Origin of the sequence: Psychrobacter sp. NPDC078929, assembly GCF_050267985.1 — a bacterium.
GTDB lineage: Bacteria > Pseudomonadota > Gammaproteobacteria > Pseudomonadales > Moraxellaceae > Psychrobacter.
Genome location: NZ_JBNNFX010000018.1, coordinates 25,503 through 42,357 on the forward strand (window position 1 = coordinate 25,503; position 16,855 = coordinate 42,357).

The following is a 16,855-nucleotide window of genomic DNA, read 5'->3' on the forward strand; positions in this document are numbered from 1 at the left end:
TGTGTAGAAAAGAATATGGCTAGGTGTAAAAATTTTTGGTAGATAAAAACCAAAAAAGCTGGGCAAGCACCCAGCTAATAGTAAAAAATTCGATATCTTGTAAAACTGGCTAACTAGTACCTCTCAACTTATAGATAGTAGAAGTTAAGAGGTGTATGGTAATTAACCTTTGATTGACCACTTATTAACCAACGGATAACGACGCTCACGTCCAAAAGCTTTGTGGCTAATCTTAGTACCGATAGGAGATTGCAAGCGTTTGTATTCGCTGTTGTCTACCATTTTGATGACTTTAGCGACCATCTCAGCATCAAAGCCTTTATCAATAATCTCTTGATAGCCCATGTCTTCATCGATATATGATGTCAAGATACCATCTAACACATCGTAGTCAGGCAAGCTGTCTTGATCCTTTTGATCTGGACGTAATTCAGCCGATGGTGGACGAGTGATAACGCGCTCAGGAATGACAGGCGTATCTTCTAAACGATTACGATAGCTTGCCAATTTATAAACTTGAGACTTATATACGTCTTTTAGTACGTCAAAGCCGCCAGCCATGTCGCCATATAGCGTTGAGTAACCAACAGCCAATTCTGACTTGTTACCAGTTGTGATAACTAAATGACCGAATTTATTAGACAGTGCCATCAAAATCACACCGCGAGCGCGCGCTTGGATGTTTTCTTCGGTCGTATCCGCTGGTGACTTATTGAATAACGGCGCTAACGTATGACGGATGCCTTCGACAGCGTCAAAAATAGGGCAGACGGTGTAAGAAACATTTAGGCGACGTGCCTGTGCTTGAGCATCTTCTAGACTGATTTGAGAAGTATACTCGTATGGCATCATAACTGCATATACCTTGTCAGCGCCTAGAGCGTCAACAGCGATACAGAGCGTCAATGCTGAGTCAATACCACCTGATAACCCGACAATAATGCCAGAGAACCCTGAATGGTTGACATAGTCGCGTAGACCGACGACTAACGCCTGATACATTTCAGATTCACGGCTTAAGGTTAGAGGCGCTTTGGTCTGCTCGTTAAACTTAGCAGTTTTTACATCTAACGTAGCCAGTAGCAACTGGTTCATAAAGCGTGGTGCTTCATGAGCAATGCTACCGTCAGCTTGTACAGCCATAGAGCCACCATCAAACACTAGATCGTCTTGCCCGCCCACTGCGTTGACATAGACGATAGGTAGTTTGTTTTCACGGCTACGCTTGGCAAGCATGGTTTTGCGATTGTCTTGCTTTTCAATCTCAAAAGGCGAGGCATTTAAGCTTACGATTAAATCAGCACCTTGTTTTTTAAGCTCGGAGATAGGCCCTTTTTCCCACAAATCTTCACAGATAAGTAGACCAATAGTAATGCCTTTATAGTCAAATAAAACTTGATTACGACCTTTATCGAAATAGCGACGCTCATCAAACACGCCATAGTTTGGCAAAATTTGCTTATGGTAAAAACCTTTTTGATGACCATTATGTAGAATGGCAGCAGAGTTAAACGTACCGTGATGATCGACATGCGGATAGCCGACAATCATGACGATATCATCGATATCACTCAAAGTAGATAAAGCGCTTTTAACGCGACCTGACAAGCTTGGACGCAGCAATAAATCTTGTGGAGGGTAGCCTAACAGCGCTAACTCTGGGAATACGATTACGTCAGCACCTTGTTCGCGTGCTTGTAATGCTAGGGTACGCATTTTTTCAACGTTGGTTGAGATATCACCGACCAAAAAATGTGATTGAGCTAAAGCAAAAGTGACAGTATCTTGTGGTTTATTGGTCTTACTGGCTTCGTTTGAGGTGTTAGAGTTGGGGTTATCAGTGTCTTTTGACATTGTTATTGTTCCTATCGATATATTATTAAAATTTGGTGTGTCTGCATTGATTTCAAATAAAATCAAAGTAAATCCGAAATTAACTCAAAACTGCGCTCTGGCATATCAGCTCAAATATTGAGCTGATATGCTGAGTCTAAATCTCGTATAAGCCTTTATAAAAGACTTATGATTTTGCTCAAGTAACTCACTCTAAGTGATAGCGACACCCTAAAATGAGAACTTATGATAGTCTAAAAGAAGACGATATAAGCAGGTGTTGAAATCTGGCTCAAAGGATTCAATGTCTGTACGACGATGTAAATAAACATGTGCAAATAAACTTAACTACACTGAAAAGCTTAAAATAATTGCTTTAGTATAACATCAATTGTCGCGACAAATAGAACGCACCAGTGGATTCCCTTATAAGATAACAGTTTAAAAGCTGAACATAAAAGCAGTTTTCAATACATCATTTTTACACACTAAATTCATGCATTATGCGCTAGTCATTATCGTCGTCATCTAGTAAGCTTGCATAGACAAAGTTGTAAGTAAAGATTACAACAACGCGTTATATAATTCACATGCTTTATTGCATAATAAAGCGTGCTAACCGCATTTTTATTATTTTATCTATAATGAGAAAGGGCTTTGAATTCGCGGTATGGAACTGGGCACATTCATACTATTTAATCGTCATACTATTTAATTGCCATATTACTTAATCGTTATATGATTTCATAAGTCCGACCCAATGCTTTTTTGTATGATTCGCAATTCTCGCTAATGGATATGGCTTACAGACAGTGTCTAAGAGCTGATATTCATCACACATTTATAAACTCGCCAGCAAAACTATCGTTTGCTGTCCGCTTTTGGTTTATACGCTATGATTGAAAACTGGACAAAAGAATTTATTATTCAGCGCTTATTGGCAATTACGTTGCTAGTGGTACTGTTCGTATTGTGTTTTCAAGTGGTGCAATTTTTTATTGTGCCAGCGCTGTGGGCAGCGATTTTGGCCTATGTGACCTTTCCTATTTATAATTTCTTCCATGAAAAGGTAAAGCTAAGCCCAGACTTTAGCGCCGCTATTATGACGGTGAGTATTTCACTGATAATTGGTGTGCCAGTGGTTATCGGTGTGTTTATCTTGCAGCAAGAAGCTTTAAGTTTAATCAGTAATTTGATTTACCGTATCAAGGTAGGTTACTTAGATGTGCCTGACTCCCTCAAAGATTTGCCTATCATCGGCCAGCAAGTCAAAGACGTGCTGTGGCGTATCAATAAAAACCCAGAAGGGACGCTAGAAGCTTTTCGCATTTGGGTTCAGTCGCATTTATATTATGGCAAAATAGCCTTTGATGTGGTGTTCAGTAGTTTGGCCAAACTCGGTATGGCGTTAATGACACTCTTCTTTTTTTATCGTGATGGCACCAGTCTGGTTCGGCAGATTCGTCAAGCGCTGCGTAACATCATCGGTAATCGCATTGATGGTTACATCGATTCTGTGGGTACAACTACGCGCGCTGTGGTATACGGCATTGGGCTGACGGCATTGGCTCAGGCACTATTGGCTGGTATCGGCTATTACTTCGCTGGTGCGCCAAGTCCTATCTTATTGACCATTGTCACGTTTATTATTGCCTTGATTCCATTCGGCACACCATTCGTTTGGGGCGGTGTGTCGATTTGGCTATTGAGTCAAGGGCATACTGCAGAAGGTATTGGTTTGGCACTGTGGGGTGTACTGGTGATTAGCTGGGTAGATAACTTGATTCGTCCTATCGTCATTAGCGGCGCGACCAAAATCCCTTTTATCATTATTTTTATTGGTGTACTGGGTGGTCTTACAGCATTTGGTTTTGTTGGTTTGTTTATTGGGCCTGTCGTGCTGGCTATTGGGCTTGCGGTATGGCGCGAGTGGATATCGCAGCATAAGAATGAGATATTTGCTCAGCAAGAGGTGATGCTTTCTGACCCTCGTGCGATAGATCCTGTGCATGGACCGGAATAATGAGTCGCTAGCAAATACGATGTAAAAAATTATCGATAGAGATGATGAATAATGACAAATGAGAATATGGCAGATTCGACGAATAATAAGACCGATAAATTAAGTACAATTAAAAATATCACTATTTTAGCGGACAGTAATATCACCAGTCTGAATGATTTTTTTAATGACTCTACGCTTGGTCATCTGACTGAGCATACGGTTGATATCATTGCTGTTGCTGGTCGAGCTATTGATGCAGCGCTACTTGCTAGAGTACAGCCAGATGTACTGCTGATACGCTCGGTGACGAAAGTAAACGAAGCGCTATTAGTGAATAATAACAGCGTGCAATTTGTTGGGTCTGCGACTATTGGTACCGACCATGTAGACCAAGATTATCTAGCGTCTCGCAATATCACTTTCGCCAATGCGGCTGGTTGTAGTAAGCATTCTGTGGCTCAATATGTATTGACGGCTATTTCCACTTTGCGTCCGCAGTATTGGCAGCAGTCGGCGTCATTAACCTTAGGTATCATTGGCCTTGGTAATATCGGTAATACGCTTGCTCAATATGCCTATGATTTGGGTTGGCAGGTGCTAGGTTATGATCCCCTGTTACCAGCCTCCAAAACTAACAATGCTAGCTTGGAGCAGGTACTTAGCCAAAGTGACGTGGTTAGTCTGCATGTGCCTTTGACCAATGAAAAGAATGCGACGAATCCTAAAGGTAGTGATTACCCAACACGTCATCTGATTAATGCAGCTGCATTAGCAGCGATGCCTGCCGATACGATATTGATTAATAGTGCACGTGGGCCTGTAATTGAGGAAAGTGCGCTTGAAGCCGATATTGAGCGTACTGGACGTCAAGTGGTGCTAGATGTGTTTGAGCATGAGCCGGAAGTCGCAGTAAGCTTACTATCCAAACTTGCTATTGCTACACCGCATATCGCTGGCTATACGCTAGAAGGTAAGCTGCGTGGCACACAAACTATTTATGATGCATTGTGCGAAAAATTATCGATACCTCTAGCTCAATCTATGTCCAATCTGCTACCGTTAAATATGTTCTTATGGTCTGAATTAAAATCATATCCAGACAGACTGCCAAAGTTTTATGACATCATGCAAGATGATACCTCGTTACGAAATAAAGCAGTTGATGGGCAAGTAAGTGGTGCTGACTTCGACGGTCTGAGACGTGATTATAACTTGCGCCGTGAGTGGCAGTTTTAATTAAACGAGATACTGAGCAACCAATTATTAATCAGTCGCAGTAGAGCCCAATGACTCAAGCAAATAACATTTCTTCGCAGCTTATTACTTCTAAGCCTAGCTACGCGCCAACCATGACACTTGCAATGGCACAACAGCGTGCGCAATTTATCAGCAATATTCGTCAGTTTTTTACCAGTCGACAAGTGCTGGAAGTGCAGACACCGCTATTATCCCAAGCAGGCAATACAGACACTTTTTTGCAGTCTGTAGCAGCTCATGTGACCTATCAAGACCGTCCGCGCACTTATTATCTGCATACCTCGCCTGAGTTTGCAATGAAGCGTTTATTAGCCAGCTGGCAAGTACCTATTTATCAGATTTGTCCTGTCTTTCGTGATAATGAAATAGGTACGCGTCATAATATTGAATTTACGATGCTTGAATGGTATCAACCGAATTATAGTCTGGACGAGATAGCAACTGAACTTAATGAGTTGTTAGAAGCGCTTTATGGTCATTCTGTTGTGATGAGTCATTATCGCTATGTCGATGCTTTTATGGATTATGTTGGTATACATCCGTTGACAGCGAGTTTAACTGCATTGCGAGCCGTGGCAGAAGATATGGGTTTGACAGGATTTAATTTTAATAATACTGATGATAGCGAAGAAAATCGTCGTCAGAGCTGGTTAGATTTGTTATTCAGTCACGCCGTAGAGCCAAACCTAGGTCATGATTTGCCGACATTGATTATAGAGTATCCACCTGCGACCGCTGCGTTAGCGAAAACCGCTATGGATAAAGACGGTAATAAAATTGCGAAACGTTTTGAGCTGTATATCAATGGCATTGAAATCGCTAATGCTTATGATGAGCTAGCAGATGGTCAAGCATTGCGTGACCGTTTTGAACAAGACAATCAATTACGTGCGCGTCATAATCTACCTAAAATGCCAATCGATGAGCATCTATTAGCTGCCTCCAATGATTTGATACCATGTAGCGGTATCGCAGTCGGTATGGATAGATTGCTAATGGTTGTAACAGGTGCAAGCAGCTTGGAAGAAGTCATCCCTTTTCCCAGTGGGCAAGCATGATTGAATACGCGTCTTTTAGGTTAGCTATAATCTAAATACATAATAAAAAGGTCGCTACCTATTTACCAATTAGATATTGGCGAATCGATAACGACCTTTTGTATCGGCTGCTTCTAAAATCTAGCGTCCACAATCAATTCTGTTAATACTAAACTTATTTATACGGTAGCAACTGCTTCATTAATATCGATGTCACCATTGTGTAGATTGAAGACTTTGCCTATCGTGTTATCCGCTGTGAGTACAGCAGCCAATGTTGTCGCTACATCTTCGATGGCATTCTCACCAGAGCTGGTATCATTAATAGTAATTTTACCAGTACCTGCGCGTTCTTTTAGTGCGCCTGGCTGTATAATAGTGTAATCCAGCGAGCTGTTATTCACTAACCAGTGATCGGCGTAATGTTTAGAGATGTAGTATTCTTTTAGGTCTGCAATACCAGGGTTTTCATCCCATTTGTCAGTTTCTAATGAAAAGACTGAGCTCAGCATAATATAACGTTTAATGCCTTTATCTTGTGCAGCCTGCATCGTTTTTACAGCACCATGCAAATCAACTTCTAAGACGTTCTTGCCACCAGATCCTGCAACAAAGTAAACAGCCTCTATATCCTGATCCAGTTGTTTTTCAATAGAGTCTTTACTGGCTGTAATGTCTAAATCTAGCTGGGTATAGTTGTCATTATCAAATAGTTTTTCTTTCTGACGAGTCGTGCCAATAACTTGATGGTCATCAGCCAATAACTGCTTAACCAAATCACCGCCCACTCGACCACTTGCACCAACGACTAAAATTTTCATAATCATTCCTATTTTTATTTAAATTCTATTGTTTAAATTATTCAGTAAGTTTATTTATCTTAAAAACCGAATATAGAGTAACAAAGATAGTTAGCACGCTTCGTTATAAAGCGTGCTGATTGAATAGTGTTTGGTTATAGAGTGTATACAGTTTGCAAGGAAGCAAACGTTGATCAGATGACATCATATAATAGATGACAGAACAGGTAGGCGTCAGATAGAACCATAGAAGGCACTAACGAACCAAGCGATTGAGACCATCGGCAAAGGCTTTTTTATCACGATCACCGTAGGGCTTTTGCCCGCTCATTTCCTGCAACTCTAGGACACCAGTACCGCGCATGGTGTCCATAAAGTCGCGCATATTGAGCTTTTGCTTGATGTTGTTTTTGTCGTAGACCACGCCGCGCGTCGTCAATACCATACCACCTTTATCCAAAATGTCATTGGCCAAAGGGATATCGCTAGTGATAGCCAAATCACCAGCTTGTATCTGTTCGACGATATAATCATCAGCTTTGTCGAACCCTGATGGCACGACAGTCATAACAAGTAGGGGCGACTTGCGTAACTTAATCGGCTGATTGGCCACAAATATGGCCATGGTCTTAGTACGTTCAGCCGTTTTAATAATCAAATCTTTGGCAATCAATGGTACCGAGTCTGCGTCCACCCATATCTGCATTATTTTTTGGCCTTCTCAGATTTTAATGGAGTAGCAGTCAGGCTGTCTGTTTGGCTATCTTTAGTGTCTAGTTCATCAGATGTGGCATCATTTTGAGCACTGTTCTGAGCACTGTTTTTAGCATTAATCTTAGTATCGACGTCTACTTTACTAGGCTGAGTATCTACATTTGCATACTCTTTATCTAGACCAACCTTGTTTGGCAAGATAGCAACCAATTTTGCCATAGCAGGTTCTAAATCAGTCACATCATTAGGCATCAAGGTGATATGAGCAATCTTGCGATCGTCACGCTCAGCCTTATGATAGCTATGATAATGAGCGCCATCAATATTTAGCACCGCACTGATATCAGGGTATTGACCCAGCACATTTACCATAATCGCAGGATGGACGTTATCTGTATCGCCTAATGGCAAGTTGACCACGGCACGGATATGATTCTCAAACTGACTAGTAATAGCGCCTTCGATACTCCAGTGTCCAGAGTTGTGGACCCGTGGTGCGATCTCATTCGCCAGTATTGCGTTGTGACCGCGAGCATCTTTGGTGACGAACAATTCAAGCGCCATAACGCCGACATAATCCAAGTGGTTCATGACTTTGGTAATAGCATCTGTTGCTTGCTGAAACAAGTGACTCGTACCAACAGCAGGCGCTTGAGTTTTGGCCAAAATACCATTGTGATGATGGTTTTCGACCAAATCGTAACAGCGTACCTGGCCATTTTGCGCTCTTGCTGCAATGATAGAGACTTCACGGCTAAAATTAATAAAACCTTCAGCAATTAATGGCGCAGGTGTTGGCGTAAGTGAGCCTTTGCCGCTGACAGCGTCTTTTAGATCTAGCCAAGCAGCTTTAATGTCACTGTCTTGCTTGATGATGAACTGTCCCTTGCCATCGTAACCACCTCGGCTGGTTTTTAGAACGATAGGCAGTCCTAATTCTTTACAAGCGTGTTTGAGCTCAGCTTCAGAATTGACTTCCATAAATGGCACGGTTGCAATATCAAGCGTGTTGAACATCTGCTTTTCTTTTAGACGATCTTGGGCAATATCAAGCGCAATCAGTGGTGGAAACATACCTTGCTTGCTGCCAGATTTTGATAAAGCGGTAAGCTGCTCGACTGTAGACGTTGGTGTGTTTTCAAACTCTAACGTAAAGACATCCGCTGCTGCGATAAAGTCTTCTAATTGATCGCTATGAAAGACACGACCGTATAAGCTGGCAGGGCATTCTGGATTGTCTTCTAAGAATACACATTGGTAACCCAGTGGCATGGCGGCTTCGGCAAGCATCATACCAAGCTGACCACCGCCTAAAATACCGATGGTACGAATGGTTTGGGTAACAGGATAAGCGTTTGCTGTAGTCATGGCAGGCTCTTTGAATAAAAGTGAATAAGGTGTTTGGGCTATGAAAATCTAAAACTCAATGGGTGAAAATAGGAAAAGGTGCACTGTATGCACCTTATCTCTACTCAGAATTGCTTAAAAATATACAGTGATAGCTTCAATCGTTAAGCTATAAATATAAAAGACTCTGCTATAAAAGCTGATCGATTTATATTTACTTAAGGATTGATAATACCTGGTGTTGGGCTAGCAAGAATAGTCTCAGTCTGGGACTGGCGCATCTGATCGAGCTTAGTAGCAATCGTATCATCATGCAATGCCAGTACTTGAATTGCAAGTAGGGCAGCGTTATAAGCACCAGCAGCACCAATCGCCAAAGTACCAACAGCGACGCCTTTTGGCATTTGTACGATAGACAGTAGACTATCCCAACCGCTCAGCATAGATGACTTTACAGGTACACCAAAAACAGGTAGCGGCGTTTGGCTGGCACACATACCTGGCAGATGAGCGGCACCGCCTGCACCAGCGATGATCACTTGTAGACCATTATCTTTTGCGCTTTTGGCATAATCAAATAATCTGTCAGGCGTACGGTGTGCAGAGACAACTTCACAATCAAAAGCAATGTCAAAGTCTGCAAGCAATTGCGCAGCAGCACTCATAGTTGCCCAGTCAGACTGCGAACCCATGATAATGCCGACTTTTGGCTGACCAGCAGGAGAGGTAATTGGACCGTTCTGGTTAGCAGCAGTATTCGTGGTGCTCATGATTGGATATCCTCAAAAAGACCATCATACAAAAATTTTGCTACACTCGTAAAGCCAAGTTTGACTTTTAATACTGGTATGGCGTTAATTGCAGTGATATCACGATTTTATGTTTGCTTTTCATCGTGATAGTGCTGAACAAAATGCTTGGCCGTCAATGGTAATGGTTGTTCGGTATCTAACTGGTAGCAGGTCAAATAACCGCTATCCACTGCTGCAGAGTAGTCGGTACAGGCAACTTGTGGACTGAGTGGCTCAGGGGTACCAGTGAGCCAATAATGCCCGACGAACACAGGTTTATGAGTTTTTAGCGCAAATTCTATATTTTCAGCCAGCGCATCAGGTGGTATCTGCGCCAACGCGGACGATGGAGCACGAGACACTTCACGAAGTGTGCGTGTATTTAACTCATCTAGCCACCAGCGTACTCGTACTCGTGTACGCTCAGTACCTTCTTTATCTACCATCACAATGCCATCAGGTAAGCTTGTTTCAACCCCTTTTAGTACTCGCTCTAAAGCGTCAAAGGCGATGGTATCTTCTTTAGCCGTCGCGATTAAACCTGCTGGAGTCAGACAGTTATCGTCAGTCAGAAGGGGTTTTAGTATTGCCATGCTATCTGTATCCCAGCAAGCATGTACAAAACAGGCGTAGTCGGTCTCAATCCATAATGGAATTTCGTATAAACGCTGCAACCAGTACTCATGTTGCTCTGAGCCAAATGGTATCTCTGCTAAAAACGCCTCGTGTTGGCGTCTATGGATATCATTGTGCGAGCGTAAATACTGGCTAGTATTATCAGGATCGCGCGTGGCATATGCCAAAGCATTATATTCATGGTTGCCCATCACTGCATCGGCCACATCGGCATCTAGCATCGCAAAGACAATCTCCAGTGTAGCTAGTTGCTGTGAACCACGATCGATCAAATCGCCGATGAACAAAGCCCTGTGACCTATTGGTGGCACGAAGTGCTGACCGTTATGCTTATAGCCTAACTGATGCAGCAGACCGACCAGCTTGTCTGCATAACCATGTATATCACCGATAATATCTATAATCATAATGTATTACTAAATCTCAAATGTAGAAGTGTACCCTGCGCAAAATAGAGCTCATAAAATATTGCAGTCTTTAAAGTGCTAGCTTTATTATACGTAAAAATGTCTAAAATCCCGGTGATAGCAACGCATTGATAAAATGCGGTAGTACTTTTGGTTCCAAAACGATCGTGGCGATAACGCCAAATGCGCCGCCCCACATATGAGCCATATGATTGATATTTGAACCACCGCGTCGATCCGCATAGATACTATAAAATATATAAGCGACGGCAAATAGTATCGCAGGAATAGGAATCACGGCAAAGAGATAAATCCTCTCCCATGGTGCTAACAGAATAAAAGCAAATAACACAGCCGATACGCCGCCTGATGCGCCTAGACTCAAATAACTGGCGTTGTTCTTATTTTTCACGTAACTTGGAATCATGGCAACGATAATTGCCAACACATAAAAAACCACAAAACCGTAGCCTAATAAAAACGGCTGATATAGTCCTTCGATAGCACGTCCAAAGAAATACAAAGTAAACATGTTGAAGAGCAAATGCATACTATCAGCATGAATAAAGCCATGGGTCACAAATCGATCCCATTGCCCATTGTTGACTGCTGGCGGGTAAAAAATCAGTCGATTAAATAGCGTCTTGTTTTGCCAAGCCAATAAGCTGACAATAACGGTAATAATGATAATAAGCGTCGTATGGTTTAACAAAGGAAAATCCTTAGGCCGTGCCTGATATGTGACAATGTTACAAATGACAATCTACAAATGACAATATTCAAAGCCTAAGCGTTACGGCTGAGTAAAAAATAAGTTTGACGTCTGATCCGTATTAAGTACTAACCATTAGCAATAGACTAATACTAACAGTAGTTGCGATAACGCAAATACCTATTGTGTGACAAAACGATGCTTTTTTATGCGGTTATAGTGAATAATGTAGCAGTGTACCATGCAACATAAGTGAAACTTTTAGAGCGATGGTAATGAAGACACCAATAACTAAGGTAATGCTTAGACTAGTTACGAGTACGGCCTTAGATAAAAAAGTAACATTTCCAAATGATGTAGATAAAAATAAAATAAGTGCTTAGTTTTTGCACATTCAAATAAGGCTGATAGAGGCAGTGGAATATGAACATTATTGACCAGCTAGAACAAACAGTAACCCCAGCTGTAATGGGTAATGATGACAGCAATAATGTCGCCTATTTCAATCTACTTGAGCAGTTTTATGCTGTTTTGGCCGCGCGCCTAGCTGTGCCACAGGTTTACTCACAGTTGCTGCGTACTGATCAAGTAATTACTAGCAGTAATAATGAAAGCCCTCTATTTGAACAAATATGGCAAGATAAAAGCCTGCAAAAAACGATTTTCCAAGAATTGGCAGTTACCCATCACATTGATGAACAGACAACTGAGCAATTACTAATTAGCGCTACCCCGTTGGCATATCGTGAGCTAAAAGTATTGGCTAATGGGCAGTTCTTGCCAGCATTTCTACAAGAAAAACAGGCTGCTTTACGACCATATTTACCTATCTGGGCAACCGCTGTGATTACGGCTCCTCAAAGCGTTAGTCAGCAAATACAAACAAGTTTCAATTCAGATGATGACTATGTGCCAGTACATATGCCAGTAAGTGACGACATATCGAATAGAATTGAGGACGCTACTTTAGCTACTGGCATAGCTGGCATAGACACACCAACAACGAATAATGATGCAGAAAGTATAGAGCAAATATCAACTGCTGAGCGTGCAAACACTGAAGCGTTAGATAACGATACGATGGCCAATAGCGATGCTATTCATGCCAATCCAGCAGCCTACCATTTGGCAGAAAATAGTAATTTAAAGCATGCACAAGTACGCACTCGCAATCAACGAAACGATCTACTAATACGTGTGTTTTTATTAATAGTAGCTCTAGCTGCGCTTGCACTAGCAGCATGGGCATTATTAGTGAAACCCAATAATGAAATACCAGTAGAGCCTGTGGCCACGGCACCTGTTGAACCACAGCCAGCACCCGTGCCTCCTGTACCAACAACGACTCCTGTTGAGCTTATTGTCGGTGTAGACAACGGCGGTAACTTGTACACTTGTAGCGCGACCGTTGGCGATGCTGCACTGCAAAGCACGTTGCAACAGGCACTCAATACAAGCTTTGGTGAGCAGGCAAGTATTTGTGAATTAAACATACAGGATGGGGTAGCAACCACAATCGCTAATATGCCTGCCGAAATACTGTCCAATGTCTTGACGATGCTTAGATCAACACCATTTGCACGTTTGCATGTGCAAAATGATCGTCTCACACTGGAGGCGCCAGACAATATGCTGCTGCAAAAACTGGTTACAGAAGTACGCAACTTAGCACCAGCGATGGTGGTCGAGAGTACAGCACCATTACCGTTGCCTGATAATAGCAATATTGGTGATGCTACGAACAACATGGCAAACGCAAATAACCAGTTTGTAGATGATGGGGCGGGGATTAATAATCAACTCAATAATAATGGGGTAAATAGTAACTCTGGCGAATACCAAGCATCAGATGATGATACTGGAGATCGTGTGATACCAACTCCTTTGCCTAACAATAATAACAGTTTTAATAATGCGCCCAACAATCTGCCTACCAATGGCGCGAGTAATATTCCCAACAACTTTCCTTCAAATAATCAAACGACCAGACCGCCAGGCCCTTTCTCACCTTCAGAAGTGGATGAGATGGCAAACACGATTATCGTTGCTGAACCAGCTCAAGTTAGGTAGTTTTTATAAGGCACGCTGTTTTGTATGGCGTGTCTTTTTATATGGCCTATCTTTTCATGTAGCTTGGCTATAGTTACGTGTGCCATCCGAAACATTACTTACTGTATCATTTGCACAACAACGTACAGACTGTGAATAGCAGCTTAAGAATTTTATAATAATCAAAACCAAATAAAGTAGTTTGATGGATTTATCGCCACCATGACTACTATGACGATTGAATACAAAAGAATGAAATAGCTGCTTTTTGAGCAAACGAATCATATAAATAAAAATTAAGGGGAGAGCCATATTATGGATATTATTAGCCACTTGACACGCACCGTCAGCCCAGCCGTATTGGAAGATGACCGTAGCCCAGCTAAGAAAAATCTACTAGAACAGTTTTATGCCATTTTTGCTGCTCGTCTTGCAGACAATGATACTTTTAGCCGCTTTGCCAATGAAAACATTGCCCGTGATGACAATGCTTTTTATGACCGTGTATGGACAGAAGGGGCACACCGCGACCAAATCTCTCGCGAATTAGCAGGCAAACATAATGTCGATGCAACGGCCTCACGTGGTTTGATTGCGATGGCAGCGCCATTGGCTTTTCATGAGATCAAAAGCTTGGCTGGTACCACGCCCGTTCCGCAATTTTTGAATGACAACCTGAACAGTTATCAGCATCATATCCCTGCATGGGCGGGTACTGTTTTGCCTGCTAGTGCGGTCGCTGCCACCTCTACGGCTGGTACACCTATTTCTGATACCACCAGTACAGCGCCATTACAAAGAGAAGAAGAGCCAAAAGAGAACTTTATGAAAGCGCTGCTACCTATTATTGGTTTGATTATCTTGGGTGCACTGGCTTGGGCACTACTCAGAGGCTGTCAAGAAAACCCTGAGCCTGTAGCAACGCCAGCGGCTACAGTACAGCAAGGGGCGCAAGGTAATGAGGCATTAGCGGTTGCAGGCGCAATTGAGCCTGCATCACTAAGTATCGCAACTGGTGAAAATAGCGAGCTGTATGCTTGTCGTATGAGCGTGGGTGATGAGACACTACAAACCAATGTTATGAACGCTTTGACTGGTGCATTTGGTGATGAAGCCAATAAATGCCGTGCTGATGTTGATGATAACTTTGCAGTAGATATGCCAGCATCTGCTCAGTTGGCAACGATATTACCAATTATTAAAAATGTACCGAACGCGAGTATGATTATTAAAGGTGATAACATCACTGTCAATGCTCCTGATAAAGCTGCATTGGATAAGTTGGTTGCTGACTTACAAGCAGCTGCTCCTGCCATGACCGTGCAAGCTGAAGGTCCATTAGACTTGCAAGGTGAGATTGATGATAGTCTGGCTGCTGCAGATGTGGCGATGACCAATCTTGGTGAAAACCCAGATCCACGTGATGTTGCCCGCGCTTTGAGTATTCAGGTGATTAACTTCCAAGTAGATGAAGCGGTTATACCTGAAGTCAATAAAGCGCTGTTAGACCGTGCTGCAGAAATCATCAATAACGTACCTGATATGAAGCTGATGATTGTCGGTCATACAGATAGTCAAGCCTCTGATACCTATAATATGGAGCTGTCTCAGGAGCGTGCTGAGTCAGTGAAAGCATATCTAGTGTCTAAGGGAGTTGATGCCAGTAAATTAGCTACCAAAGGCATGGGCGAATCAGAGCCAATCGCGGACAATTCAACCGAACAAGGTCGCTTCCGCAATCGCCGTATCGAGTTTATGGTCAATGACGAAGTGGTCAGCGCCAATGATGGCATGATGATAAACAGTGATTCCCTAGATCCAGATATGAACCCATTAGATAGTAATAATGATGACTTGTTACCAGATGGCGATGATGCTACCCAAGGTACTGCGGTAGACCCAAGCAATTAATCTATTTGTTCTTATTTTGATTATAGCTACGCAGTAGTAGTTAAATGACAAAAACCGCATCTTATAAAGGTGCGGTTTTTTGTATGCTGCTCGATGATAGTGAAGTAAGCTATTATTTATACAGAGTAGGATCTGTTGATTCCTTAGCAGTCTGACCATCAGCTTGCGCATCAAAAAAAGTCTGAGTAACATTTTGCTTGGCTTGCTGCCAATATTCAAACTGCTGGCAGGTAGATTCAAGATCGCCTTGCCATGTTGGGATATTGCCGCGCATGGTTTTGATACGCTGCTGGTTAGGGTAAGGCAAATCTTGCGCAGCTTTAGCAGCTTCATGAGCAGCCACACGGTCGTTGCATACGAGAGCAATATCACAACCGGCATCAATGGCCGCTTTTACGCGAGCACTGACATCACCAGCCGCCTTTGCACCTGCCATCGATAAATCATCAGAGAATAATACCCCATCAAATTTAAGCTCATCTCGAATGATATCTTGTAGCCAAATTTTGGAGAAACCTGCTGGCTTGTCGTCTACCTGCGAAAATATCACATGTGCTGGCATAAGAGCGTCTAGACTATGTAGTGTTTGAGCAAAAGGTTGCATGTCGCTATTAATGATTTCATCCAAGCTACGCGTGTCGATGGCTTCTGATACGTGCGAGTCAGGAGCGATGGCACCATGACCGGGGAAGTGTTTACCAGTGGTTGCCATACCAGCTGCCTTCATACCGCGCATAAACTGTGTTGCAAGCGCAGTGATGGCTTGTGGCTCATGATGAAAGCTGCGGTCACCAATGACTTGGCTAATACCATCTCTATCCAGTACGGGTGCAAAGCTCAAATCGATTCCTACAGCTAGCACTTCAGCTGCCATTAAATAACCGCAATCGTAGGCGCAGCTAAGTGCCTGACTTGGATCTTGATTGAATAGCTCACCCAGTCGACCCATAGCAGGCAAGGGCGTGAATCCTTCACGTAGCCTTGCGACTCGTCCACCTTCTTGGTCCACACCGATAAGTATGTCTTGATTGTGATAACGTATATCGTCGCACAGTGCTCTGACTTGGGCCGCATCTGTGACGTTACGACCAAACAATATTACTCCGCCGACCTGTGCTTGTTTAATCAAACTGACATCTTCAGCGGTCAAAGCGGTACTATCGATATCTATCATTAAAACGCCGTACATCGTGTGTTCCTTATTATTTTATATATGGTTATATTATGAATGTGACTGACTATGCCTGTCTTATCACTTATCAGTCATTGTTCAAATATCTTATTATGACAGTTATTATTAATTGAGCATAATGTGGCAGATTATTAGGGTCAAATCAATTTGCTAATAACCAGTAG

The 16,855-nt window shown here is 42.5% G+C and carries 13 protein-coding genes; 5 read left to right on the forward strand and 8 right to left on the reverse strand.

The genetic code is table 11. From position 1 onward, the window contains the following. Positions 1–162 precede the first annotated feature (162 nt). Positions 163–1,854: an NAD+ synthase gene (locus tag ACQKCG_RS10430; RefSeq protein WP_102078089.1), complete on the reverse strand. Its 1,692-nt coding sequence runs from the start codon at positions 1,852–1,854 to the stop codon at positions 163–165. Positions 1,855–2,728: 874 nt separating this feature from the next. Here ACQKCG_RS10430 and ACQKCG_RS10435 point away from each other — a divergent pair. The 3 genes from ACQKCG_RS10435 (at position 2,729) to epmA (ending at position 6,153) form a co-directional block, all read left to right on the forward strand. Next, on the forward strand, positions 2,729–3,856 hold the full coding sequence (locus ACQKCG_RS10435; RefSeq protein ID WP_134292593.1) for an AI-2E family transporter: 1,128 nt from the start codon (positions 2,729–2,731) through the stop codon (positions 3,854–3,856). Between the two features lie 108 nt (positions 3,857–3,964). Continuing rightward, positions 3,965–5,074, forward strand: a complete 1,110-nt coding sequence (locus ACQKCG_RS10440; protein ID WP_101205607.1) for a 4-phosphoerythronate dehydrogenase — start codon at positions 3,965–3,967, stop codon at positions 5,072–5,074. A 50-nt stretch (positions 5,075–5,124) separates the two neighbouring features. Next, positions 5,125–6,153 (forward strand): EF-P lysine aminoacylase EpmA, encoded by a 1,029-nt coding sequence (gene epmA, locus ACQKCG_RS10445; RefSeq protein ID WP_102090784.1) that lies wholly within the window; start codon positions 5,125–5,127, stop codon positions 6,151–6,153. Positions 6,154–6,311: 158 nt separating this feature from the next. Here epmA and ACQKCG_RS10450 read toward each other — a convergent pair whose 3' ends face one another. The 6 genes from ACQKCG_RS10450 to ACQKCG_RS10475 all read right to left on the reverse strand — a co-directional run bounded on the left by ACQKCG_RS10450 (position 6,312) and on the right by ACQKCG_RS10475 (position 11,539). After that, positions 6,312–6,953: an NAD(P)H-binding protein gene (locus tag ACQKCG_RS10450; RefSeq protein ID WP_134292592.1), complete on the reverse strand. Its 642-nt coding sequence runs from the start codon at positions 6,951–6,953 to the stop codon at positions 6,312–6,314. 235 nt (positions 6,954–7,188) lie between these two features. Further along, positions 7,189–7,638, reverse strand: coding sequence for a YaiI/YqxD family protein (locus tag ACQKCG_RS10455; RefSeq protein WP_102093310.1), 450 nt, complete (start codon positions 7,636–7,638; stop codon positions 7,189–7,191). Continuing rightward, on the reverse strand, positions 7,638–9,014 hold the full coding sequence (locus ACQKCG_RS10460; RefSeq protein ID WP_134292591.1) for a 5-(carboxyamino)imidazole ribonucleotide synthase: 1,377 nt from the start codon (positions 9,012–9,014) through the stop codon (positions 7,638–7,640). Before ACQKCG_RS10460 ends, ACQKCG_RS10455 begins: the two co-directional genes overlap by 1 nt. A 197-nt stretch (positions 9,015–9,211) precedes the next feature. Further along, a complete protein-coding gene (purE, locus tag ACQKCG_RS10465) occupies positions 9,212–9,763 on the reverse strand; it encodes a 5-(carboxyamino)imidazole ribonucleotide mutase (protein WP_082624535.1) in 552 nt (183 codons plus the stop codon). A 107-nt stretch (positions 9,764–9,870) separates the two neighbouring features. Further along, positions 9,871–10,827, reverse strand: coding sequence for a metallophosphoesterase (locus ACQKCG_RS10470; RefSeq protein WP_101205543.1), 957 nt, complete (start codon positions 10,825–10,827; stop codon positions 9,871–9,873). 103 nt (positions 10,828–10,930) lie between these two features. Next, positions 10,931–11,539 (reverse strand): rhomboid family intramembrane serine protease, encoded by a 609-nt coding sequence (locus ACQKCG_RS10475; protein ID WP_101205544.1) that lies wholly within the window; start codon positions 11,537–11,539, stop codon positions 10,931–10,933. 423 nt (positions 11,540–11,962) lie between these two features. Here ACQKCG_RS10475 and ACQKCG_RS10480 point away from each other — a divergent pair, with 423 nt between their 5' ends. Both ACQKCG_RS10480 and ACQKCG_RS10485 read left to right on the forward strand, forming a co-directional pair. Next, positions 11,963–13,609 carry a hypothetical protein gene (locus tag ACQKCG_RS10480; RefSeq protein WP_101205545.1) on the forward strand — a complete coding sequence of 549 codons (1,647 nt, stop codon included), beginning with the start codon at positions 11,963–11,965 and terminating at the stop codon, positions 13,607–13,609. Between the two features lie 294 nt (positions 13,610–13,903). Then, positions 13,904–15,499 (forward strand): OmpA family protein, encoded by a 1,596-nt coding sequence (locus ACQKCG_RS10485; RefSeq protein ID WP_101205546.1) that lies wholly within the window; start codon positions 13,904–13,906, stop codon positions 15,497–15,499. 112 nt (positions 15,500–15,611) lie between these two features. On the opposite strand, the gene nagZ is transcribed toward ACQKCG_RS10485, so the two are convergent. Further along, the gene (gene nagZ / locus ACQKCG_RS10490; protein WP_101205547.1) at positions 15,612–16,688 is read right to left on the reverse strand and encodes a beta-N-acetylhexosaminidase; all 1,077 of its coding nucleotides are present in this window, start codon (positions 16,686–16,688) and stop codon (positions 15,612–15,614) included. Positions 16,689–16,855 lie beyond the last annotated feature (167 nt).

Excerpts from the sequence above, each read along its gene's own strand:
- ACQKCG_RS10430 (WP_102078089.1), bottom strand. The coding sequence starts at position 1,854 with ATGTCAAAAGACACTGATAACCCCAACTCTAACACCTCAAACGAAGCC.
- ACQKCG_RS10435 (WP_134292593.1), top strand. The coding sequence starts at position 2,729 with ATGATTGAAAACTGGACAAAAGAATTTATTATTCAGCGCTTATTGGCA.
- epmA (WP_102090784.1), top strand. The coding sequence starts at position 5,125 with ATGACTCAAGCAAATAACATTTCTTCGCAGCTTATTACTTCTAAGCCT.
- ACQKCG_RS10450 (WP_134292592.1), bottom strand. The coding sequence starts at position 6,953 with ATGAAAATTTTAGTCGTTGGTGCAAGTGGTCGAGTGGGCGGTGATTTG.
- ACQKCG_RS10455 (WP_102093310.1), bottom strand. The coding sequence starts at position 7,638 with ATGCAGATATGGGTGGACGCAGACTCGGTACCATTGATTGCCAAAGAT.
- ACQKCG_RS10460 (WP_134292591.1), bottom strand. The coding sequence starts at position 9,014 with ATGACTACAGCAAACGCTTATCCTGTTACCCAAACCATTCGTACCATC.
- purE (WP_082624535.1), bottom strand. The coding sequence starts at position 9,763 with ATGAGCACCACGAATACTGCTGCTAACCAGAACGGTCCAATTACCTCT.
- ACQKCG_RS10470 (WP_101205543.1), bottom strand. The coding sequence starts at position 10,827 with ATGATTATAGATATTATCGGTGATATACATGGTTATGCAGACAAGCTG.
- ACQKCG_RS10480 (WP_101205545.1), top strand. The coding sequence starts at position 11,963 with ATGAACATTATTGACCAGCTAGAACAAACAGTAACCCCAGCTGTAATG.
- ACQKCG_RS10485 (WP_101205546.1), top strand. The coding sequence starts at position 13,904 with ATGGATATTATTAGCCACTTGACACGCACCGTCAGCCCAGCCGTATTG.
- nagZ (WP_101205547.1), bottom strand. The coding sequence starts at position 16,688 with ATGTACGGCGTTTTAATGATAGATATCGATAGTACCGCTTTGACCGCT.